The 23680-nt window shown below is 33.0% G+C and carries 22 protein-coding genes and 1 pseudogene; 7 read left to right on the top strand and 16 right to left on the bottom strand.

Features of this window, described 5'->3' with window-relative positions:
- Positions 1–209 precede the first annotated feature (209 nt).
- Positions 210–389 (bottom strand): hypothetical protein, encoded by a 180-nt coding sequence (locus tag UCH001_RS05395; RefSeq protein ID WP_067175274.1) that lies wholly within the window; start codon positions 387–389, stop codon positions 210–212.
- Positions 386–721: a hypothetical protein gene (locus tag UCH001_RS05390; protein ID WP_067175271.1), complete on the bottom strand. Its 336-nt coding sequence runs from the start codon at positions 719–721 to the stop codon at positions 386–388. Before UCH001_RS05390 ends, UCH001_RS05395 begins: the two co-directional genes overlap by 4 nt.
- Positions 722–1098: 377 nt before the next feature.
- Here UCH001_RS05390 and UCH001_RS05385 point away from each other — a divergent pair, with 377 nt between their 5' ends.
- A complete protein-coding gene (locus UCH001_RS05385) occupies positions 1099–1323 on the top strand; it encodes a helix-turn-helix transcriptional regulator (protein ID WP_231963977.1) in 225 nt (74 codons plus the stop codon).
- 723 nt (positions 1324–2046) lie between these two features.
- Positions 2047–2191, top strand: a pseudogene (locus tag UCH001_RS13555) (ATP-binding protein); the annotation flags it as partial.
- 39 nt (positions 2192–2230) lie between these two features.
- Here UCH001_RS13555 and UCH001_RS05380 read toward each other — a convergent pair.
- From UCH001_RS05380 to UCH001_RS05360, 5 genes are all read right to left on the bottom strand, one after another.
- A complete protein-coding gene (locus tag UCH001_RS05380; protein WP_067175269.1) occupies positions 2231–3058 on the bottom strand; it encodes a hypothetical protein in 828 nt (275 codons plus the stop codon).
- The gene (locus UCH001_RS05375) at positions 3055–4539 is read right to left on the bottom strand and encodes a DUF2779 domain-containing protein (RefSeq protein WP_082705677.1); all 1485 of its coding nucleotides are present in this window, start codon (positions 4537–4539) and stop codon (positions 3055–3057) included. The genes UCH001_RS05380 and UCH001_RS05375 overlap by 4 nt, the downstream gene beginning before the upstream one ends.
- 3 nt (positions 4540–4542) lie before the next feature.
- Complete coding sequence (locus UCH001_RS05370; protein ID WP_067175267.1) at positions 4543–5007, bottom strand: hypothetical protein; 465 nt, start codon at positions 5005–5007, stop codon at positions 4543–4545.
- A 116-nt stretch (positions 5008–5123) separates the two neighbouring features.
- Positions 5124–5696, bottom strand: a complete 573-nt coding sequence (locus UCH001_RS05365) for a hypothetical protein (protein WP_067175265.1) — start codon at positions 5694–5696, stop codon at positions 5124–5126.
- 98 nt (positions 5697–5794) lie between these two features.
- Complete coding sequence (locus UCH001_RS05360) at positions 5795–7432, bottom strand: ATP-binding protein (protein ID WP_067175262.1); 1638 nt, start codon at positions 7430–7432, stop codon at positions 5795–5797.
- 148 nt (positions 7433–7580) lie between these two features.
- Between UCH001_RS05360 and UCH001_RS05355 the strand changes: the two genes are divergently transcribed.
- Positions 7581–7964: a PH domain-containing protein gene (locus tag UCH001_RS05355; RefSeq protein WP_067175260.1), complete on the top strand. Its 384-nt coding sequence runs from the start codon at positions 7581–7583 to the stop codon at positions 7962–7964.
- Positions 7965–8021: 57 nt separating this feature from the next.
- Here the strand turns inward: UCH001_RS05355 and UCH001_RS05350 are convergent, their stop codons facing one another.
- The 6 genes from UCH001_RS05350 to UCH001_RS05325 all read right to left on the bottom strand — a co-directional run bounded on the left by UCH001_RS05350 (position 8022) and on the right by UCH001_RS05325 (position 12876).
- Positions 8022–8885, bottom strand: a complete 864-nt coding sequence (locus UCH001_RS05350) for a hypothetical protein (protein ID WP_067175257.1) — start codon at positions 8883–8885, stop codon at positions 8022–8024.
- Between the two features lie 46 nt (positions 8886–8931).
- Positions 8932–10233, bottom strand: a complete 1302-nt coding sequence (locus UCH001_RS05345; protein WP_067175254.1) for an ADP-ribosylglycohydrolase family protein — start codon at positions 10231–10233, stop codon at positions 8932–8934.
- Positions 10223–10711, bottom strand: coding sequence for a GNAT family N-acetyltransferase (locus tag UCH001_RS05340; protein WP_067175251.1), 489 nt, complete (start codon positions 10709–10711; stop codon positions 10223–10225). Before UCH001_RS05340 ends, UCH001_RS05345 begins: the two co-directional genes overlap by 11 nt.
- A 114-nt stretch (positions 10712–10825) precedes the next feature.
- The gene (locus tag UCH001_RS05335; protein WP_067175247.1) at positions 10826–11449 is read right to left on the bottom strand and encodes a hypothetical protein; all 624 of its coding nucleotides are present in this window, start codon (positions 11447–11449) and stop codon (positions 10826–10828) included.
- Positions 11450–11478: 29 nt separating this feature from the next.
- Positions 11479–11847, bottom strand: coding sequence for a hypothetical protein (locus UCH001_RS05330; RefSeq protein WP_067175244.1), 369 nt, complete (start codon positions 11845–11847; stop codon positions 11479–11481).
- A gap of 495 nt (positions 11848–12342) precedes the next feature.
- A complete protein-coding gene (locus tag UCH001_RS05325; RefSeq protein ID WP_067175241.1) occupies positions 12343–12876 on the bottom strand; it encodes a WG repeat-containing protein in 534 nt (177 codons plus the stop codon).
- A 295-nt stretch (positions 12877–13171) separates the two neighbouring features.
- Here UCH001_RS05325 and UCH001_RS05315 point away from each other — a divergent pair.
- From UCH001_RS05315 to UCH001_RS05305, 3 genes are all read left to right on the top strand, one after another.
- Positions 13172–14352, top strand: a protein-coding gene (locus tag UCH001_RS05315; protein ID WP_145973094.1) for an IS3 family transposase whose coding sequence is annotated in 2 segments (ribosomal slippage) — positions 13172–13460 and positions 13460–14352 — 1182 coding nt in all. Because the reading frame shifts where the segments join, the coding sequence is not laid out codon by codon here.
- Between the two features lie 136 nt (positions 14353–14488).
- Positions 14489–14740, top strand: coding sequence for a hypothetical protein (locus tag UCH001_RS05310; protein WP_067175238.1), 252 nt, complete (start codon positions 14489–14491; stop codon positions 14738–14740).
- A 46-nt stretch (positions 14741–14786) separates the two neighbouring features.
- On the top strand, positions 14787–15164 hold the full coding sequence (locus tag UCH001_RS05305; protein WP_067175235.1) for a hypothetical protein: 378 nt from the start codon (positions 14787–14789) through the stop codon (positions 15162–15164).
- A gap of 104 nt (positions 15165–15268) precedes the next feature.
- Here the strand turns inward: UCH001_RS05305 and UCH001_RS05300 are convergent, their stop codons facing one another.
- Positions 15269–15970, bottom strand: coding sequence for a hypothetical protein (locus UCH001_RS05300; protein ID WP_067175232.1), 702 nt, complete (start codon positions 15968–15970; stop codon positions 15269–15271).
- A gap of 895 nt (positions 15971–16865) precedes the next feature.
- Between UCH001_RS05300 and UCH001_RS05290 the strand changes: the two genes are divergently transcribed.
- Complete coding sequence (locus tag UCH001_RS05290; protein WP_067175224.1) at positions 16866–17711, top strand: gamma-glutamylcyclotransferase; 846 nt, start codon at positions 16866–16868, stop codon at positions 17709–17711.
- A gap of 184 nt (positions 17712–17895) precedes the next feature.
- On the opposite strand, the gene UCH001_RS05285 is transcribed toward UCH001_RS05290, so the two are convergent.
- Both UCH001_RS05285 and UCH001_RS05280 read right to left on the bottom strand, forming a co-directional pair.
- Positions 17896–21219: an exodeoxyribonuclease V subunit beta gene (locus UCH001_RS05285; RefSeq protein WP_158508935.1), complete on the bottom strand. Its 3324-nt coding sequence runs from the start codon at positions 21217–21219 to the stop codon at positions 17896–17898.
- Positions 21212–23674, bottom strand: coding sequence for a PD-(D/E)XK nuclease family protein (locus tag UCH001_RS05280; protein ID WP_067175218.1), 2463 nt, complete (start codon positions 23672–23674; stop codon positions 21212–21214). The genes UCH001_RS05285 and UCH001_RS05280 overlap by 8 nt, the downstream gene beginning before the upstream one ends.
- Positions 23675–23680 lie beyond the last annotated feature (6 nt).

Genomic DNA, 23680 nt, shown 5'->3' with positions numbered 1-23680 from the left:
TTATTTCTGTGTATCATAAAGTGTTGACAGATCAGCCATGCTCTAAAAAAAGCATACGCACTTACATATTCAAAGAGCACACTAAGTGATGCAAAGATTAAAAAAAGGTATAACATCCTAAGAGCATTACTATCCATACCAGAGTTATAGAGAAGATAGGCTCCTAATACTAAACAAAGTGAATAAGCGTATTTCATAATCTTCTTCTCCTATTCCATGAGTGCTTGGTAAAGTTCAATGATAAGAAGTAAAAGCGCCATACCTAATGTAAAGACCTGAAACAGTATGGATAATCTAAAGCTTCTTTTTGGATAGATCAGAGGAAATGCAAAGAGTAAGACCATCATTAAAAGTGCAATAAACAGGGTTGGATAATGACTATTACTCATTGGAAATCCTTTGAAGATTCAAGATCACTTTGAATGTTGTTTGATGAAGAGCTGTTATTCTCTTTAGCTTTATCACAAGCAGTGCTTGTCTTAGAACAATAGGTATGTAGTTTCTTTCTAAGGTAATCCAATAGCTTTCCAATAAGTTTAAAAAAGACAGTGATACTAAGAAAGATCAGGGTTAGCATGATAAAGATACTAAAACTAAGTTCCATGGTTTCAAACGTAGAACGATTAGAAGAGGTATTGGCATCTTCTTTGAGAATAGTTTGATTCATAGAGGTATTCATCTCTTGTTTGTTTTCTTTTAAGAGTAAGTAATTGGCTGACATGGCTATAACACTCCTTTTTTTAGGCATAGCTCTACTAGGGCTTATTTTTCCTCTTTTAAAAAAGAGGCACATAATCTAAAAATGGTTATCTAGGGGATCTGATAATGTAAATGTTTAGAAGAAGCTTGTACTATTAGCTCCAATGCATAACAACATTCATAAGCTCTAGACTTGTAAGAGTTAGGGCAAAAAAGTGTTCTCTATAGATGAGTTTTTGTTCAATGTTTCTGTGTCGCATGATCGTTCTCCTTTGTATTTTTGAATACAAGCATTATAGAAAAATCACATAATAAAATCAATACAAAAGAATATTTTAAAACATATCTATATATAATTAAATATATTTATATAAATACATAATACAAGGAAAAAGTCAAGTGGAAACGATCTATCAGAGAGAAAAACTCAATCGTTTATTTAAACAAGCTGGTCTTACTAAAAAAGAGTTTGCCACTATGCTAAATATGAATTACCAAAGTGTCAATGCTTGGGAATCTACACAAGCAGCTCCTTATTGGGCATGGAGTTGGTTGGAGAATTATGCTAAGGCTAGAATGTTTGATAAGATGATGGAGTTAGGCAGAATGTTGGAGGAGAAGTAGAGGCGCTCCTCCTTGGAAAATAAGACTAAAGTTCTAACTGCATTGCATAGAGTTGATTACTCAGAAACAAGATTGCATCATCTGAGAGGATAAATCGATTCACTCTTCCTGTTCGAGTACTAAAATGTGATTCTATTCCAATCAGATACCATTGGTCTTTTTTACAACTACGAGGTATTCTTATTTCAGTAATAGAGCGATTTGGATTAAGTTATAAATTCTTATTAAAAAACTTTTTTTATATAATAAAAAAACAACCTAACAAGAATGACAAACGCGACAAAAATATTAAATATAGGAATAGAACAAACAAATAAAAAATATCCATCGTAATCGTCAAAATAGTCATCATCACATATTCTTGTATAATACATTATTGTAAAAAGTGGTATAATATACCATACAATAAATATATAATAAAATGAAGAAGTATAAGAATTAATAACTTTTTTCTCGCTTTCTACTTGTGACAACTAATCAATGTCAGACAAAGTGTAGTTTTAAGCATGTTTAAGTTGATTAAAAAGCCTAAACAAAGAATATTTTTAAAATATTAAGATGATTATTCTGCTACTGCGTCTAACACAAACTTACAAGACTAGCTCTCGAATAAATATATCAATATCAAATTCTTGATTTTTTTTAGTTTACAATATTTTTCTTGAAAATTATTGAATAAAGAGTCGATTTCATGGATATTTTTAGATATTAAAAAATAAATATCTGGTTATTGATGAAATAGGCTACTTTAATTATGAGTAACTAGGAAGCCAATCACTTTTTTCAGATTATTTCCAAACGCTATGAAAAAAGCTCCACCATCTTTACATCAAACTTGGTATTCAGTAAATGGGGTCAAGTATTTGCTTAAGATAAAATCGTTACAACTGCCATTTTAGGTATTTAATTAAATCTCGTTTATAGATACGGTAATCAATTTTCTAATATCTTCAAATATCTCTTTATTGGCAATTTCAAACAAAATCATCTCACTAAAAAATGGAAAATTTTTGTGCAGAATAGCCCTATCTCCAATATGAGTTGATTTTACATTTTCAAAAAGTTTTTGATTTATCTCAAAAATTAATTTCCTAGCATATTCATAACATTCATTTTTATCACAAAAATACTCACAAAATACCTTATCCCCTCGTTTATCCAAGTCGTAATGTGATGAATACTCAAAATTTATGATTGCCTCGACCGGTAAAAGATTGAGTTTTTTATTTCTACCATCTGGCTGAAACAAAAATTTTTTATTAGTGCCATGAAGTTTATTATATTTATAAATCAGCCAATTAAGCGAATAAATTACACGGGAGTCGTAGATTATGTCTGTTTCGATGTTTTCAAACGAAAGTATTTTAGACCAACTTGAGATTCGATCATATAATCTTTGGGTTTTTAGATCATATATCGATTCAAAATCCCTATGTGTTGAAATTCCACCCCAAGAACATACAATCCATTTATCTAATTGTCGACGCCTTGTTGTGTCGTTTAAGTTTTTGATTTGGTTATTAAGTTCAAATTTCAAAAGCACATCTTTTTCAAATGGGGATATATTGGTATTTGATAAATCAAAAGCTTGTATAATGTCTAACAATTCTTTTGTTACGCGCTCGTTTAGCCATATTGTTCTGTTTAGAGACAGATAATTCAATGGTTCAGAATTGGTTAATCTGTTTAATTCGGTTACAATATACTCAATTAGATTAGGGATCATTGTACTCATTGTACAGTTCCTTTCAATATTTCCAACACTTTCACCATCGCCAAAGTATCCAATTTACAATACTCCAACAAGGCATTTCGATACGCTTGTCTAGTTTCATCATCCATGTGTGGCAAATTTGCAAAAGTTTGCATGGCTTCACCTCCATGATGGACTAAGTTTAAGTCTTTATAGGCTTTTGCCATTTCAGGAACCAAAGAAGGAAGGACTCGCTTGATAGAGTAACTTCCTTTCATATTAGGATGGTAATAGTCTTTATTTTGAAACGGTGTCATAAGGTCTTTGATATTGTCATGAATACCCATAAGCATTGGAGCTAAATCAGGATAGCTTTGAGCCAGTTTTCGAATCACCCCTTTTTCAAATCCCATATTGTAAGCAAGTACGGTGACATTAGTAGGGATATCGTTGATAAGCTGTTTTGCTAAGGCTTCTCGTGGGTCGCTGTTTTCATCACCTAAAAACTCTTTATGCTCCAATCTTCCATCGCCATAGTCAATGTGAATAGAGTATTGAAACGGTATTTGACAATAAGGATTTATTCCTTTCCATAGGGGTATGGATTGTTGAAATGTCTCAAAGTCTAGATGATACACGGGATATGTTAATGTTTGAAAGAAAGCTTGAATCGCTTCTTTATGAATAATTTCTTTTTGGTCTAACTCTGAGGTGATTTGAATTTGTTGAGATAAGGAGAAAGAAGAGATGTCACTTAACTGATGAAAATGCACAATACCTTCTTGATAGTACTCAAACTTTTTTTTAGCATTCAATCTAGATATATTAAAAATACTATACTCTGGTATCTGTCTTTGTTCATACCAACAGTACTGCCATGCATCACACTCATAAGGGCTACTACAATGCAGTCCAATGTCAATATCTGGTTCATGTTCTTTATTGGCTAAACAACGCTCAAATTCTTTAAGATAAAAAGGGATATTACATTGTTTTTCTAAGACAGCTTGTGTGACATTCACAATATTAAAGAGCTTATGAATTTCAAGTTCATCACCTCTTACATAGGCGTTATTGATGTGAATGATATTGACTTTTTTGACATCATATCCAAGACCATTAAGCACATAGTATTGGATAGAAGCGTCATCGAGATAAACCTCTTTGACTTCGGTGGAGCTTTTTACTTCATAAATAGCCATTACATCATCATGAATGGTTAGGATATCCACCATCACTAAAATACCTTCATATTGAAAAGTCGCTTCGTAGATAACACTCTGCCCTTGATTAATTAAATCTTGAGTTAGGATGATTTTATCTTCAAAGCTTGTGCCTTCAAAAGGAATCTTAACGCCGTTAGGAAAAAGTTTACAGGCATAATCGCCCACGCTATTACCTGTTTCAAAGATAGCTTGAGCCGATGCATCAGGAGGTGTTAAAAGCTCTTTTTTATATTTTTTAAGCCATAAAGATTTAACACATTGAAGTCCTCTGGTGTAGAGGGATTTGGATAAATGCACGCTTTAGTCTCCTAATTCATCATCAAAACTATCAATATACTTTTCACGCTCATTATGAAAAACTTTTGCATCTTCATAGCGCATAACCCACAATGCTTGATGAGTCTCTTTTGGATCTTCATAGGCATCGCCATATTTTTCACACAATGCCTTATAAACGTCACTGCCAATATCCGTATCGATAGCAATACTACCAAGATAAGGCCATTGTAACCATCCACGACCTACTAAATCAAAAACTTCTAATAAAGGAGTCTCTGGAAAAGTATTTTTCATATACTCTAAGAAATTCTCACGTGCTTTTTCATCTGTAAATCGTTTGTCATAGTAACCAAATTCATCTTCTACATCAATGATTTGATGAAGTGCATGAATTTCATTATAACGAGTATTAAACACCATCCAAATGGTATCTTTTTTACGGTGTTTAACAATATATTCTTCAATGGTAAAAAGTACTTGAGGCATAGTATTATCCTTTGTATCATTATATTTACTACATCATTAAAATTTCACTAAGCACATTTTTTTTAATGAATAAATATTATTTTAACTACTAAAAAAGACAACTTTGTGTCTATTATTTATTGTGCTAAAGATCTGATATCAAATACTTTATTGGGTCTTGCAATATCATAATAGTGCAAATCCACAGTCATATGAATGATTAATTCATCTAAAGGATAACATGGATTGTTAAGATAATGTGTAAAGAGTTTATCAAGACTCGGTTTGATAGATAATTGTTGATTCCGAGTAAAATAAAAAATAGGGTTTTCAAAGGAACATACAAGAGAGATATTTGGCGTTTTTATTTCTTGTTCTTTATAAAAAAATTTAATTTTTGGATAAGTAAGATAATCGTAAATACCGCATATGTTTAATTGGCACAATAACTCATCAATTCGATGATCATACAATGTATTATCATGAGTTCCCATCTGTATCAGTACTGTTTCTTTTGGGTTCTCTACCATGCTTTGAATCATGGTCATAGTATGCTGATAAATCTGAAGTGAATAGATATCATCTTCTTTGGCAAAGGGAAATGATATTTCACAATCAACATATTCTAGTATATTATTTGAGGCGGTACTCTTTTCATCAGGTAATGAGCAAACCGTTAGTACCTTAAAAAAATCTCTACGTGTCAACATTTTTATCTCACCATTAAAGTATTATCAATCAATTTATGAGCTTACACAGCAACAAGCGTTTTTTTATCTTAGAAACACATCTTCTCTTTAATGCTGAGTTATCGGAACCCAACTAGTTGTTTGTTTTCTTGTTTAAAATGAAGTTCATTGCGACATAATTGCTTTAATTCTTCAAGATTAAAACCTTTGAGATTTAAAATCTTATCAACCATATATTTACGTGTTACATTTTCAATTTGTCCACCAGTCAAATCATATTCCGCAATGATTTGGGATGTTTTAGCATCTAATTGAGGTAGTTTAGATTGCCAAATTTTTGCTCTGGTTTGTTGTGATGGCTTTGTAAACTCTACTTTGTAGAGGAAACGGCGATCAAATGCATTGTCCATATTATTAATAAGATTAGTTGTAGCAAAAAAAATCCCTTCAAACTTTTCAAGCTCTTCAAGTAAAATATTTTGCATGGAATTGTTCATAACATCTACACTATCATTAGTATCCATTCTCTGCCCAAAAAGCGCATCAGCCTCATTAAACAATAAAATTGGAACATGTTTTAATTCTTCTTTAGCTCTTGCATACTCTTTGAAAATACCTTTGAGTTTTTTTTCGCTCTCTCCAACATATTTATCACGAATCGAAGCAATATCAACTTGTAAAATATCTCGTTTTGTTAGCTTGCTAATTTCATAGACAGTAGCAGTTTTTCCAGTTCCAGGATAGCCATACAGAAGCGTCACTAATCCACTAGGTAATTGAGCATCTTTTAGTTCTTTTACAATACGTTTATAGTGTTCCTTGGAGATAGCAGTGGCAAGTGTATGTGTGATATTAGCAATAGTCTCATCTAGGAAAAGTGTTTGTTTACATGTTTTATAAGAAATATGCTTAGTTAAATGTGCTTCGAAACACTGTTTGCTTTTTAGAGATGATCCAAAAATAGCACGATGTACTTTAGCACTCAATTTAAAATCAGGATCAATTCTAAAATTATCTTCATCCGTTAATTCTAAAATATCATCTTTAAAAATCTGAAATTTGTTTTGAAAAATATGTTCCATAAACCAAGCGACACTAGAAAGATCATCGTAAATATCTGTTGCAAACCGATTACATTCTAACGATGTATGACCTTGTATCGCTTTAACACATATTGCAAAAAACATAACTTGTTCAATAGGTGTATATGGTTTTAATAAATCTCCCAGCTTCAAAGATGAATCAATTTTTTTAATAAGCATTTCAAATTCTTTAAAAAATCGATCTTCACTCAATTTTTTTTCGTCTCTTTTTTCTAAAAGATCTTGGACGGCTTGAGCAATAGAATAGAAATTTGTAAAATCTATTTGACTATGCATGTCAATACCCAAAACGATTTTAGAAAAAATAGTTTCATCAACGCATACATCAGGATTTACAAGATTGCTTCTGTTCCTTCTATTCTCAACAATCAAAAGATCTTTTTTAATCAAAGTATGAACGATCTTTACTAATTTCAAATAGTTATCGTTGCCAACTGTAATATCAAGTTCATTATCTTCTAATTCATCTAAAGAGACATTACGTCCTTTTTGAACATACAGTTTCAGAATATAGGTAAATAGAGTCGCTTCATGCAAGCTCAAGTCATATTGTTGCATAAGCTTTTTTAACTCTTTAGATTGTTTTGGTTTTAATAAAAAAGCTTTATCGGGAACTTCTTTGATAAGTTGGCTATATAAAATAGATGTTGACATGAAAACTCCTTGTATAAACTTACCGTGAAAGATTAGCAGCAAAGTTGGACAGTAATATGTCTCTTTTTATGAATTCCAGAATACTTTTATTTAGACAAATTAATGTCCAATTCTCCTTTTATAATGTCATTCAAATTAAGGAGGCACTATGTCGTATATTGTTGATTCACTTTCTAAAGATGAAGAGATTCAGGCTCTATTTTTTTACCATTGGCTCATATGGGTTCCTATCGCTATCAAAATGATCACAATTATTTTGATACCTTTTGGGATTTACGACATTTTTGTGTTAAAGACAACCGAATTTGGTTTAACAAATAAACGAGTTATTGTCAAAAAAGGCATCATTAGCCGAAATAGTGAAGAAATGAGCTTAAAAGCGCTAGAAACCGTTGAAATAAGGCAGGGAATTTTAGGCAGAATTTTTGGTTATGGCAAAGTCAAAATTACCGGTCGCGGTGGTAATTTATTTGAGTTTACGATGATTGATAATCCTATTTTTGTGAAGCGTTGCATTGAGAGCAATTTATAAAGGCAAAGGGTTAATAACCCTTTGTTCGAGAGTTTTCAAAAAATTGTGTAAAATATATTATTTTTCTAATTGTGAGTCGTGGTCAACATCCCAAATTTTTGCATTTCCATCAAAATCAATTTTTTCGTTATGGCTTACAGTGCTAAGTCTTGCTTTCCAAGTGGCATTGATACCTCGTGCGATTTCTTTGAACTCTTTTGGGGAAAATTCATCTGTTTTAGCATTATTGCACCAGTAACAAATCATGCAACAATTTTCTTCGGTATATTCTTGATTTGGTTTTTTTCTATCAATTTCTAAACTAAAACCTCTACCACTTTTTGAATAAATTTTGGTATCAGCTCGGAGTTTATTTAACTGCTCAAGTGTAATGCCACAATATGCGCACTTTTGCGTTAATAGCATCTTTTTAAAATCTACCAATTTAAATCTTTCAAGCATAATATTTTTATACTGTTTCTTTAGGGAATTAAAAATCTCTTGTGACCCATCGGCTCTTCTATAGAGCCAGTTATCAATATTTTTTCTCTTCTTCTCATAACTATTATGATACTGAAAATACCTCCCAGCATATAATCTTGCAACTTCATCATCAACACCGTTCAAGTCTATATTACTTAATGACTCTGGTGTAGGATCTTCATCTTGATTAAACAACCCAAATACGGCCGTTCTCCAAACAGTTTCAAAACTATCCATTATTTTACTATTGTATTTTGATTGAAATGCAGCATTTAGCCTATTTTCTACCCAATCCTTTAATGTGTCATTTTTGTGAAAACGATTGATAATTTGTTGGTCAGTGGATTTTTGACAAGGAAATAAAACAGGAGTGCAAAATTGAATACAGAGTTGGGTGGAATCGTCTGATAATGATAATTCATAGTGCCAATCTATACTATCAATCATAATTTTTTTCATATTTAGCAACCTTTTTTGTGTTTGTCATCTGTCATTTCTTAATATTTCATTGTAACATCTTATAGATAAAATTTACTTGCTCTTCCGTCTGCGGAGAAGGTTCTTCCCCAAAGAGAGTGTTCATTCGTTCTTCTTTGATTTTTACTAATGCATTTTGAGGAGTATACCCATTATAGATTAATAACGCTCCCACAATCACGCCTGTTCTACCATGCCCACCCCAACAATGAATATAAACACGTTTTTTGGATATAAGCAATGTTTGAATATGTTGAATTATCATATTCAATTGTTCTGGTGTTGGAATACCCATATCAACTATTGGATAGCTAAAAAATTCTATTGTAGGATTTTGTTGCATGAGTGTTTGCTGATAAGGAGTAAACCGTTTACTCTCTGAAACTTCCATCAAGGAAACTATACAGTCAATATTCAACATTTCTAGGTCATAGAGTTTTATAGCATGCAAAGCCGCATTTTTTGAACCAGGATATTGCCCTGCAAATAATGTAGGAAACAATTGATTGTCTGGCTGGTAGTAATGTAGACGTGTTTGTAAAAATGTTTCCAAGACCTTTTGACTTTTGCGATTTAAAAGAACATCCAGTTGAAGAGATTGAAGTGATTCAGGGTCTTTATACGCTTTGATAGCACCGTAAATGGCACATGCGGTATCGGTATCACCGCCATAAGATATTATCTTCCACATCCCATCCAATAAGCTAAGATGCCTTTCCATCAATCTAAACCAAACAATGCGTGCAGTATTGATAACCCAACCGCTATTACCAGTGGCTCGTAACAAATCTACTATAAGGGAAGCATGAGCATGCTGTAGAATATTTTTTCTCAATATAAGGTCAACAAAGAAATTATTAATGCGATGAATATTGAGAGAATCATGCGTGATACTACTAATTGCATGAACAGAGGTTTTAATCTTTTCGTTATCCCAATGTAATACATCATGCATATAGACAATGCTTGGTAAAATCCTCATCAAGGCACCATTACCCTCGCCTTTAGGATCGATAATCCCTTGCTGCAATGCTCTTTGTGTCTGAACACCTATATCTTTAGCATGATACGACCATAACGTATAAAGTGCTTTGATATGCTGGGTATCCACACACCCGTTTTGCATTAAAGAGTAAAGGGTTAAAAGAGCCATTTCCGTATCATCGCTAAAATCACCGGGTAAAAATTGAAATGGCCCACCGCCAAGGCTTGTTTGAGGTTTCTCAAGATAATTATCTGCAATATCTTCTTGGCTCATAAACTCAAAATGTATGCCATAGGCGTCACCGATGCTAAGCCCTAAAAGTGTGCGAAACGTATTAGCGAGCATCTTTATTTCCTAAGTTTAAATGATAATGAAGTGTTTTTCCTTTATGGAATGTGACGAAAAAACCTAATTTTTCATATAAGTCCCTTGCTACCGCATATTCGTCATGAAGGGTTGTATAGAGTTTCAAAAAATATTTATTTTTTTTCTTGGCTTCTTCAATCGCAAAACTAATCAGTTTTTTACCAATGGTTAGACCTCGATATTTTTCATCTACACAATACCATCCAAGCCAAATGGAATCTTCATGGTCTGATGTCTCTTCATATAAACCAATAAGTCCGACAACCTTATTTTCATAGATTGCAACCCAATATTCTAATGACATTAACGCTAATTTAGCCAAAATAGAAGAATAGTTTTGAGCATCTAGACTGGCATTTAGTGTTTGTTTTTCCTCTAATGAAAGATACTTAAATACCCTATTTCTAAGAGTATTTGATTCTTCTAGCCTATCAAAACTCAGTGGTTTAATTATCATAAGAGTTGTCCTTTAAAAATACTCAATGTATTAAGCTTTAAACAATAATCTTTTCATAATCTCTATTTTTATAAAACTGGTATCACGAATAAAAGGATCATGATGAACACCTCTTTACCGAATAAGATCATTGATCGTGTAATGTTCTTTAAGATATAAACCTAATCTTTGATGTAAACTGCGCAATTTCTCAAGTTTGACTAACAATGATGCCTTGAGTTCACAACGCTTTTCATAAGTAGATACATCAATGTTTTTACCTTCTGAAACATACACTGTTTGATGATCATACTTGGTAATTAAAACATAGCAACTAATGTGTGTTCCTTTGCGGTTTAAATACCCTACATTGTAATGATTTCGAACAAAACCATAATAACTTTTAACATAAAAAAGCGTATCAAGAATGAAAATTCTATCATCTGGATTTTGCGGGTCTTGAATGCCTAACCCTTGCAATTGAATTAAATGACTTTTAACAGCACTATTAAGACGTTCTAAGTCTTGATTGAAAAAATAGTGCCATTTATCAATAGGCTCTCCAAACGAGGAGTTTTGCAAAAAACCTTCATCAAAACGTAATGCTAAATAATGGTTGGCAACTAAATGTGTATTTTCTATCACTTCTCCTAGCTTACGATAAGAATCGTACAAAGAGATAGCGGATAATGGGACATGAGACTCATTGAGTATTTCATTATAAATTCTTGTAGTTAATTTAATGACATCTTTTAACATCATGTGTCCTTTTTATTTTATAGATTTATTTAGGCCTGTGGTATCTCATTTTGTGCAGCATAAGACTGCATGGCATCAAGAAGACTGATAAAGTACTCCTTAGTGTTATATCCCACTACAAAATCTCCTTCAAAACCCATTGATCCAATGTCTCCAATATGTTGAACAATCAATTGATACGCTAAAGAAGCTTCGGGTGCAGGGATAAAAAAACCATCTCTTACATTAGTGAGATGATGATTCCACGTATTAAAATTTTCTATATGTTCGTATTGAATATTTGGTAAATAAGTATCTAAAAAATGTTTTACAAATAAAGTTTGTTTTTGTTCTATTGCTCCAATAAAAAATAAAGATGCAGAAGCAGGTAAAGAAGATAAGAGAGTTAAATGTGTCATGATAAACCTTTAAAGAGTAATGTTTGAACAATGAAATTCTAAAACTTTATATGGACATATTCATGTCCTGTAAGAAGCATTCTTGCATTGTCCCTCATGGAGATTGTAATGTTTAAAACTAAGCTGCGATAAATTTGGAACTTGATGTGTCGCAAGAAGAATTGTAGTACCTAAATTTTTATTGATACCTTGCAAAAGATTCCAAATAACCTCTGTTGAATATGTATCTAAATTTCCTGTTGGTTCATCTGCAATAATGAATAATGGATTATGTGTCAGACGAAGTGCTAAAATGGTCAGGTATTTTTAAAGATAAGCTCTATTTTAGGCATTTAAAAGAATTTTCTATGGCTAAATTTGTACTTCGTCTGACATGAATAGACTGGATTATTATAAAAATGACCTACTTTTGTATATAAAAAATACTATTATGGTGTTAACTATGGACGGATAAATGGCTATTTTAACGTATCCCTACTCTTAGATGGGGGATTGTCAACAATGAAGCAATAAATATTTGCCATCTTTTTTTACTTTTCTCACTCCATTAATGCTTGGCTCAATCATTTCATATTCAAATGGCAGAAGTACATTGCCTTGTTTATCAATTAACCCATAGTAATTATTTTGCTTTACAATGGCAGTGCCATTTTTAAAATCAAAAGCGGTGTCGTATTTTGAAGAAATAACTTCTTCTCCTTCAGCGTTTATATAGCCCCATTTACTTTTGACTTTTACACGGGCCATGCCATTTGAAAAATGCCATATCTCATTGTATTTGCATTCGGCAATTATCTTACCATCAGCATCGATGAATCCCCACTTATCATTTTTACAAACACCCGCTTTTTTTTCATTAAATAACCATAAAATATTATAGATAGGTGGAACGACTTCAATACCTTCTTTGTTGATTGCTCCGTAAAAAGTACGTGGTTTATCAGGACTTTTCGGATCTGCAATATTAACACTAACAATGGCTATATCATCATAAAATGGGGCTATTGTGCTGTACTGCTTATTTGACATGCAAACTCCTTGAACTATAAGTCGCATGTTACAAAGTAATCTGGACATATATTTGTCTATTTGTATTGATAGAATTTGTCAAATTTAATAAAAGAGTATCCATGGAAGACAACAAGACGAGCGTTAACAAAATAGATGTGCGAAAGAAAAAAATATTAATTCAAAATGCAAAACATAAAAAAATAATTTATAAACATTCTATTTTCGGTAATTGGCTATTGGCTATTTGATCTGGCTACACTTATTAGGACACAGAAATGATAAGATTTCTACATAATAAGGAAGGATTGATAATATGGTCAACAAAGCTCAGAAATATACTCAAGAGTTTAAAAACTCAACAATACAATTAGCCCTCAATAGTGAAAAATCAGCCTATCAAATAGCACAAGATTTAGGGATGAGTGATAAAACACTGTATGCGTGGCTACGAGACTATAGGAAAAAGCATCACTTAATTTCTGAATTACCGAACCGAACTACCAATAGTTCACCCAAAGAAAGTCTTGAAGAGGAGAATCGACGACTGCGTAAAGAGAACTCAAAGTTGAAGATAGAGAGAGATATTTTAAAAAAGGCAGCGGCGTTCTTCGCGAAAGAAGCTCATTGAAGTACGCCTGGATTAAAGAGCATCGTAATGAATTCAATATTGCGCACATGTGCCATTTATTAGAGGTTTCTCGTAACTGTTATTATCGATGGCTTCGAATAGAGAGGCAAGAAGATATGGTATTAAACACCATGATTCAAGATATTTTTCTTAGCACTTATCAAACGTACGGCACACGCCGAATGAAAAAGAGACTTGAACAACTCTATGGATTGATCGTCTCTCGTAGACGTATTGCAAGGATTATGAAAAAACTTGGGCTAAGTTGTCGCAATAAACGTCGTTTTAGAGTTCTTACCACCAACTCCAATCATACCTATGCTATTGCCCCTAATCGAATTCAACAAGATTTTTATGCCTCAGTTCCTAATCAAATGTATGTAGGTGATATAACCTATATCCCGACACAAGAAGGATGGCTCTATTTAGCTGTCGTCATTGATTTATATTCAAGAAGAGTTATTGGTTGGTCTATGGATGCACATATGAGTGCAACACTTGTCAACGATGCGCTTTTTATGGCGCTTAAAAAACGCAATCCTCCGCAGGGTGTCATCTGGCATACCGATCGTGGCAGTCAATATGCTTCCGATGCCCATAAAGCCATGCTTAAAGAATATGGCATCGTCCAAAGTATGAGTGCTAAGGGAAATTGTTATGATAATGCTGTTGCCGAGAGTTTCTTTCATTCTTTAAAAACAGAACTTACGCACCATATGAAATTTGAAACAAGGAGCCAAGCAAATCAAGCTATATTTGAATATATCGAAGTGTTTTATAATAGACAGAGGTTGCACTCTAGTAATGGTTATTTGTCACCAGTGGATTTTGAAAATAAACTGTTACAAAACGATATGAGTGCCTAGACATATTTATTTCTGTGTATCATAAAGTGTTGACAGATCAATTGGTTTTGACCATGAAGATATTAATACCATATTAGAGGAAGGCAAAGAATTATATATAACGCATTTAAAAATCAATCAAAACAGCGATCCATCAATGATAGTTCAAATAGTAGAAGAATTTTGTTTTGAGAATAATTTAAAAGAAAAACAGAAAGTAGTATTGGTTCATTTTAAGATTATGAGTAATAATAACAATGATTTTTCAATGTTGCCATTAATTAGTTCTATAACGCAGCAAATTATTGACGCTACATATGAAGATGCTGATATGTTTTTTAGCTCTAATACCTGTGATATTTCGGAAGTTTGCGAAATGGACATGATTGTTGTTGTCGTTTATAAATAATAAAGAGAGAAATTTCGTTCAAAAGTTTATAAAAAAGGTGTGTTAGTTGAAACATTCGACTATTTTTAGTGAAGCACTCTTACTCGATAAAAGAACGATCAAAAAAGCCACGCAACATTACTTTTTGGAGCGCAATACAGTAGTTAAATATTCTTGTATTAATCTATTGGCACAAGAGTGGAATATTTCTATCCTTGAAAGCTTTACATACTTAATGCTACATAGGGCATGTTTTCGTTATGGTGCACCTATTACACTACAAAAGCTTTGTAAAATCCTTCAGATTGAAAAAAAGAAATTTTCACAACAACTTCGATTAATGCTTTATCTTCGGTTTGCAGAAAAGCGAGGCTTGATTATAAAACACTCTTCTTCATGTATGAAAATTTCTCCTATTGCGTATCATCTGAAAAATAGTAAATAAATCTTATGCTTGCGGAGTAGAAACAAAATACTCTTAGCTTATGCTCTTTATATAAGATTTTAGGGTCAACCTATAGATATTTACAATACGTTCTATTATGCAAATCACTTAATAATTTGAGCTACTATGTGGATATATGGATAGCTAAATTCACCATCAGCATATTTATATAGTTTGCACATTGTATCACAAGGAATTAAGTTAGCAACAATAAATGAATTTTTTAAGTTAAGTTCTTTGACAAGTAACGCTTGTATCTTTTCACATTTTTCTTCATTATTAACAATTTTTTTCTTCGAAGAAGTTATTGTCACAACAACTATTAATGCAATTTTTAAAACATTTTCATTGTTCAATGTAAAATTCTTATCGTTTTTTACTTGAATCAATTGATCTACCGCTGTTTTCCAATTATGAATAGCACTTGATTTTAAAACATCATCATTTTGTAATCCATTGTATGAATGTTTAAGTTCAATTAAATATATTGTACTATTATCCTTCACCCAATAATCTATCCATCCATGGCTTTTATCAGATTCTTTTTTACTAAATTTACGTTCAGTAGGATATTCGCATAAGAAAGCTGTTGCAATCTCATCCAAAATAGGTGCAATTACTGTATTTAGTTGCTTTTCACGATATATGTATAATAAGTCATCTGTAATATCAAAATATTTTGTACTTTTTTGTGCAAATTTTTCTATAAAAATTTCAAAAAATTTTTTAAAATTTCTCACGCCAATTCCATCTTGCAACTGCGAATTAATCATTAATTTATAATTAGCAATTCTTTGATAATCCATTTTTGACCTTGTAATTGAAAATAAATTTATTAGCCTCTTTTAGGATGTTACAATAATATTTAAAATAAACAGTTAATTCACGACTTAAATCACAACATACATGATTGTGCACCATAAATGATAGCCAAGGCTTTCCATTCTTTGTTAGAGTGTTGAATTAATTGTTCATATTTAAAAAAATGAAGTCCATGAGTTTGAACAATAGATTTTATCTTCATCTCAATAATATTTAGTGTATTTTTTAAGCTATCATCATAGCGATTGGCTATAAACGCTGAAATACCATATTCTAAGCTTTTTTATTTAGGATCTATAAGTATTTGGCAAATTCACTCAATATCTTCTTTAATACCTTTTTTTCAAAGTCATTTAGAAGGCCAACATTGGTTTTTTTCGATAAGAACACGACTGTTATTTTTTTGTTCTTCTACTTTCATATCAAAATTAATATTTTCAGCATTAGCTTGAAATCTAGCGCCACCCTTTCCAGAAATATCATAGAATTCTTCAATTTCAACTTCACATGCATCTTCAATTCGCGTTGCATACTTGATCGATAGTCTTTTCCCCAAGTTTATATAAAATATATTCACTAGGATTTAATACTATTATAGAAGTTATGATAATGTCTTTTACACTTGCAGAATCGCGGACCATGACTTCTAAAAATTTTTAAAATTATAATACTTTTTATAAAAAACATAGTAAAAATTACTGCATTACTATCAAGATAGTGTAAGGTGAAAAAATAGATGTAAGTTTTTATATGAGGCATTTGAAATTCCACTTTAATAAAAAGATATATGGATTACATTATACGGTCAGAGTAAGACAAATTTTTGTCCATTTAACTTTTTATAATTCTCATGCGAAAACAATAAAAAAAGGTGGACACATGACAACATTTCAGCCCTACGTTTGGCACCAAGAACTAGAGATGCCTTATAAGGCAGCAACGATGTTTTGCTCTAATTATTTTACATATAAGCAGGTTTATTTTGTTCTCCCAGACGACCTTATGTTCCCTTCAATTTTAGAGAAAATGCATTATACGCTTTTAAAACAAAACAGAAATTTTATGCTCTATGATACTTTAAAAGAACTCCATAATCCTACAATAGACTTATTACTTCTAACCGAGACACCCGTTCTTTTCTTACTAAATATACACGCATGGCAAGATCCATTAACACTACAAGAGATTCTTGAAAAACGTTCATCCCGTGGTATGCAAACATGTTTTAGTGCTAATGTACCTATAGATTTACTGCACATCATACAGGGCAATCTCACAATGGAGAGGTTATTAAAAGATTCGATGGTTCTTTTTTTACCAAGTAGCAAATCTTTAAAATTTAACTTATTTGTCTATGGAACTTTAAAACAAGGGTTTGGAAATCATCACTATCTTGAAACTGCTACATTGTTAGGTACTGCCAAAACAGCACTTTCATATCCTATGATTTTAAAACATAAAGCTTTTCCCTATTTAATCAATAAACCCAAAAAAGGCTTACAGGTTCAAGGAGAGTTATATCAAATTGATTATCCAACGCTATTAAAGATTGATGAGCTAGAAGGCTATCCTGAACATTATACACGTTGTGAAATTGATATTTTGCAAGAAGATAATCAAAAAGAACGAGCTTTAGTTTACTTTCTCAATGAAAAAATAAATTATAAAAAATATGATTGTTTGGAGGTTTTCGAAGGACAAAAGAGTATATTTGAATTGGAATAGTTCTCTATTGTCGGGTGAAGTGTTGAAATAGGCAGGTTTCTTTTAAGTTAATCCCTTCATATAGGGATTTAAATGAATTCATTATTCCTAAAATTGTCCTTTGCCTGACATTTAATACAATATCAAATAAATCTTTAGCTATAAAATGTAGCCTCTTACATAATTTAATAAATAAACTAAATTTTTAAGAAAAGTTCAACCAACATATATCTTTTGAAATGACATTTTCAGCACCAACTACGGTGGAAATAAAAACGTGATAAAGTTCTAACTGTACATCATATTCATTTTCTTGTATAACGGTTTGTGGATCTTTCCCTTTGAGCAATGTCGTTTTAAAATCTACGATGACCCATCCATTTGCTTCTTTGTCAAAGTAAAAGAGATCGATACAACCTTGGATTTGCTGCCCTTTATGGTTTATTGAAAAATCATATTCAAAATACGCTTCAGCACCCTCTTTTAATTTTTTATAATGCGTTGTGCTTAAAAAATTGCGAGACATTTGAATGATGTTGTGTTTGAAGCTCTCAGGTACAGCATATGCGGTAAAATAATTTTCGAAGATATCATCTCTTTCCAGCTCGTGCCAATGTTTTTCAAGAATTTTATGAACAATTGTACCTGCACTTGCAGTATCGAAAACATCATCTTTTAAGAACGCAAGTGGGTCTATTTTTCCACTTGGCCGAATGACTGAAACAGGTGTAAAGGATTGTCTTTGAATTAAAATAGGATCAATGGCTTCAATCGTTGGTAAAATAACATTATTACCTCTCCATGGCGATGGATAAAACACCTTTATGTTATTCACCTCTTGGAGAGTTCCTTCATACAGTTCTGTATAGTTAATACCTAATGCATTATTGACAAGTGTAAAGTAGTTATTATCTCCACAGTTACGGCATAGTTTAGGCTCTTTCCCATAGTAATTGATTGCTGTTGAAAGTACTAAATGATGCTCTGGACGTGTCATAGCAACATACAAAAGCCTTTTACGTTCCGCAATATGCTTTTGGTTAATACGTTCTTTGATAAATTTATAGACTAAAGGTTCATAATTACCAACTTTAAACCCTATCATCTCTTTACCATCAAATCGATCATAGACGAGTGTTTCTTGTTTAGACATCCCTAAAAAAGAGCGATTCATACTACCAACAACGACCATTGGCCATTCTAAGCCTTTAGAGCCATGCATCGTTAAAATTTCAACAGAGCCAACGCCCTCTTCTATCACAAACGCTTCATCTTCGCTCACATCCTCATTATAAATGAATGTTTCGAGTTCATCTACAAAGCCCTTAAGATCTGATCCTTTGTTTAAAGAGTAGTCATACGCCATGTCCATAAGTTGCTCAATATTTGCTTCTCGCTGTTCATACCCAGCAATATGACGATAAAAATGAAGTAATTGACTCTCTTTAACCACACGTTCTATCAATTCATAAATGGGACAATATAATGAGAGTTGTTGCCACTTTTGAAGTATGGCCGGTAATGTTTGAGTACGCATAAAAGATTCGATTTGATCAGCATTGTATCGCAGGATATTTGATCGTAAGGCTCCAACAATAACATATTTTATTTTCGCAGAAATCTTTTCCCAACGCAATGTATCCATCAGTGAAAGCAGCTTGAGCACAATAAATATATCATTAACCTCTTTGGTAGCAAAGAAATTTCCACTATCATTGACTTTTGCTCGGATGCCAAGTTCTAATAAACACTGTTTCAAAGGCAACATAAATTTGCGTGAATCAAATAAAATGGCTATTGCTTTTTCGCCACGTTTGTACGCGTTCATAACATCACTATACTGAGGATGCTCTCCTTGAATAATGGAATTAATAAATGAAGCAATGTGGCGGAGCTCTTGAATACTTTCTGAGCATTCTTCTGCACAATCAGGCAATGTATGATCAACAGGTGTCGCTAATATTGACAAAGTGCCCTCTTCCTTATTTGCTGGTACACTAAGGGGATCATATTTAGCTTCAAAATCTACTTTGATAGGTGTAAATTGGGCATAGTGGTTAAATAGATCAATACTGCGATTCAGCTTCTCATCATTACAGCATTCAATTCGTTTGAAAGTAGTCATTCCTTTTTCGATCATCGCAGATGCAAAAACATCATTGACAAGAGAGATGATAGCACGATCACTTCGACGATTTACTTCCATTGAAATTGGTGTTGCTAGACCTAGAGATTGGCTCGCTTTAGCAAAAACGGAAACATCAGCACCTTGGAATGAAAAGATTGATTGTTTTTCATCTCCGACGATAAATAGATTTGCATCATTTTTCGAAGCTGCTTTTGTGATAATTCCCCATTGATAACCATTCGTATCTTGAAATTCATCCACCATAAAATAACGTGTAAGAATTGTAATATCTTGCTCTAATAAAGTATTTGCTTGTTGTAAAATTGTCTCAAAATCTGTATAACCATCCTCGCTAAGAATTTTTCGGAATCGCTCATATACTTTTATAAACAATGCGTGAATCGCTTTTAGCGTATGTAAATAATGCTGCTCTGCAGCAGGATCGACTATACTCCAACGCAAATTATTGACACTGTCTCGCAATGCTTTAACCGCTTCAAATGTCTCAAAATCGATCTGCTTATTTTTTCTTAATTGCCCAGTATATTCTATCCATTCACCCTTACCTTTTAAAACACTTTCTAAATTCACGCGTATGGCATCACATAAATCACTCTTTAACGAATCTTGCTCTTTGAGTGCTTGTAATGCATATAACCCCTTTTCAATACGCTCTTGATACGCGGGGAGTAGCGTTGCCATCCACGTATCTCTCAAGGAAAAATTGTTATCATCACATAGAATCGCATATGCATTAAAGGCTTCTCGAAATTGTGCATTAAAGCTGTATTTTTGAGCAATTTTAGATAATTGATATAAAGAGATGGTTTGATTGATCTCTTTTACGATTTGATCTTCGCTATTGAGTACATTGCGATAAGCATCCGTATAAGCAACCATTTTTTCATCGTCTTTGACAATTTTTGGTTTTGCATCCAGTTTGAGATAATCACCATACTGTTCAATTAAATCAAGACAATACGAGTGAATCGTGCTGATCGTAGCAGATGACAGCTCAGAAAGAGAGTTTATAAGAACAAGACGTATGTGATTGACCCAACATGGATCTTGGGGTAGTGCTTTAAAAGCATCGTTAATTGATGCATAATCATTATGCGTAGCATCAAGATTCCCATCCGTATAAGCAATGACATTTTGAATTAAGGCGTATATACGGCTTTTCATCTCCAACGCACCCGCTTCGGTATAGGTGATCGTAACAATCTCACTTGGACGCGAAGGTTTTAAGGTTTCAAATGAAGGCCTATTATCCGTTCCTTCAAAAAAAAGATTGAATCCTACGAGGATGTTAATGTAGCGTCTTGAAAGTGTATACGTTTTTCCTGATCCTGCACCGGCACTGATGGAGACATGGTTAAAGATATCAAATTTATTACTCATTGTCATCTCCACTCATTGCATCTTCTAATACTTTATGAACAAGTATCTCTTTGTGACAAATTTTTTCATATGGACAATAACTACAATTCTCTTCTGATGGGGTCATTGCAAACTCACCTGACTCGATGGCTTGTTTAAATGAGTATATTTTCTCTTTGAGTCCTTGTTCATATGCTTCATCAAAACAAAGCCCATTCTCAGCAGAGGTACTAATGTGTGCATACTCTTTCGTTCCTTGTTCACAACGCATCGATAAAAGATGCGAATTTATAGTGTAATCATCGTATGCTTGGGATGCATAAAGAAGATAAAGAGGCAGTTGAAATTGTTGATAGTTATTCATCCCTTCAATGAGTTTCATCTCTTTTTCTTTAGCATATTTGCCCGTTTTATAGTCAATGATCGTTACGGTTTGATGGGTGTGATTGCGATCAATTCGATCGATAAAGCCCTTAATAATCGCTTTGTCTTTCTCTGTTGTAATACAAAAATCACTATCAAGCATAAAACGATGTTCACTTTGTTCAAAATCTTCAAGCCTACCATTTTGATACACATACTCTAAAAAACGTACCAGTAAGCCCTTCTCATGGTGCTCTTCAAATAACCCTTTCGTCAAATCATGCAGAACAATTTCATGAAATACTGTCGGTATTTTCCCCTCATCAATAATCTTTTGTTGAATATACTCTTGATGTTTACGTGTTGCTATTGCGTGAAGATGTTCTTTGATATTATAAGTTGGTAATGCGCCTAATGCTATTGTATTCGCTTTAACATCCTGGGCAAACTGTTCTGCTATTGAATGAAAAATAGTTCCAATATCGCTTGCTTCAAGCTCATCATCATCTCTTTCGACGGCTAAGGCTTCAGCCTTGTAGTGAAACGTAAGCTGATAACGAAGGGGACATTTAGCATATTCATTTAAACTCGACGCTGATAGTACACCACTTTTATACGTAAAATCTTGACTCAAACCATCATAAAGAGTACGTGCTGGAGATAATGCTGCTTCAACATATGTTTCAAATAACTCATCTTGTTTATAACGACACTTTGCATGTAGTACTTCACGCACTGAAGCACACTCATAGTCTGTAAAAGATTTGTGAGGAAGATTAGTGATGACCGGAGAGATAAATAGTTTCTTCTTACCCTCCTGCATTGCAGTGCATACATGCAGTGATTCACTATTTTTAAGCATTTGAGAAAAGTAGTATTGACTAAGGCGGTATGCATTATCTACCCCAAGATAGCGCTCTCTTTGCTCTGGCGTTGCTAAGAAATTACTTCTCATCTTTGGAGGAAATTGCGAAAGATCGGTTCCAATAAAAATGATGTGCCTAAAACGGTGATTTGGTATTTGGTTTGGTTCACTGACCCAAATGCCTTCTTGATCTTTCAACGGTGGAATAAAAGCCTCTTCTGCAAGAGAGAGGATGATTTTTTTATATTCAAGTACCTCATCAAACAGTTTTTTAGCTGTTTCAATGATGGTTAATGTTCGGTAATGTAGTGATTTAATTTGAGTAAAATGAAGTTTAACCTCTTCTAATTTACTCTCATCAATCAACCCTCGCTGATAATCTTGGGTAATTCTGAATGATACGTCTTCTTTAAATTTGTCAAAGGTCTTAGCCTTTAAAAATTTGGCAAAAAGAGAACTTTGTAGTATCGGTATTCCTGAGCTAAAGCGAAGCTTCATACCATATTCAAAAGCATTACTTTCTAAGATACGACGATAGCGTAACAGATTGCCAGTGACAATAGCGATGTCACCATCCTGCACCCCATCTACCATCAATTTTCGAGCAGCTTTGATAGCAAACAGTGCCTCATCAAAATATGACTGCTGAGAGGTATATGTTTCGATAGATTTTAAATCCGATATTTGTGGTGTTAAAACTTCCACATGAGATATAGCCCTAATGATCTCAAGTGCTTTGTGTTCTAAGGTATTAGCGTAAAATCGAATCCCCTCCTCCTCAAATACATCTAACACCACGCTTGAAAATTGCGTAAAATACTTTGTATGTTGCAGTGCCTCAACCGCTTCCATCATAACATCTGCACTATCTTTAAGACCAAAACTGTTTTTTAGTTCTTCGTATGCATTCCAGATCTGTTGTAACTCAATATGTTTTTGTGTCTCATACTCAAAGACATCAAGCCCTATACAGTTTCGTTTACACGCAAGGATATGTGTATATACTTCATTGACTGATGCTTCGGCATTACATAGATAATCAAAGTGATCTAATTTCAGGGTTTGAATAGCATGATGAAGTATTATCTTTGCTATAAATGCATCCATAGCTACTGATCGTGTTAATTCTTCTGAAGAGAGGAGTGAAGCCAATGTCATGACTTTTATAGCCCCTGAATGCTTAGAGAGGTACTTGTCAGCTGAATCGTTGGATCGGGCGATAAAAAGGGTTTGCAAGAATTTAATCATTGATCT

The sequence above is a fragment of the Sulfurospirillum sp. UCH001 genome (genome assembly GCF_001548035.1).
GTDB lineage: Bacteria > Campylobacterota > Campylobacteria > Campylobacterales > Sulfurospirillaceae > Sulfurospirillum.
This window is presented reverse-complemented; position numbering and strand designations above follow the sequence as displayed.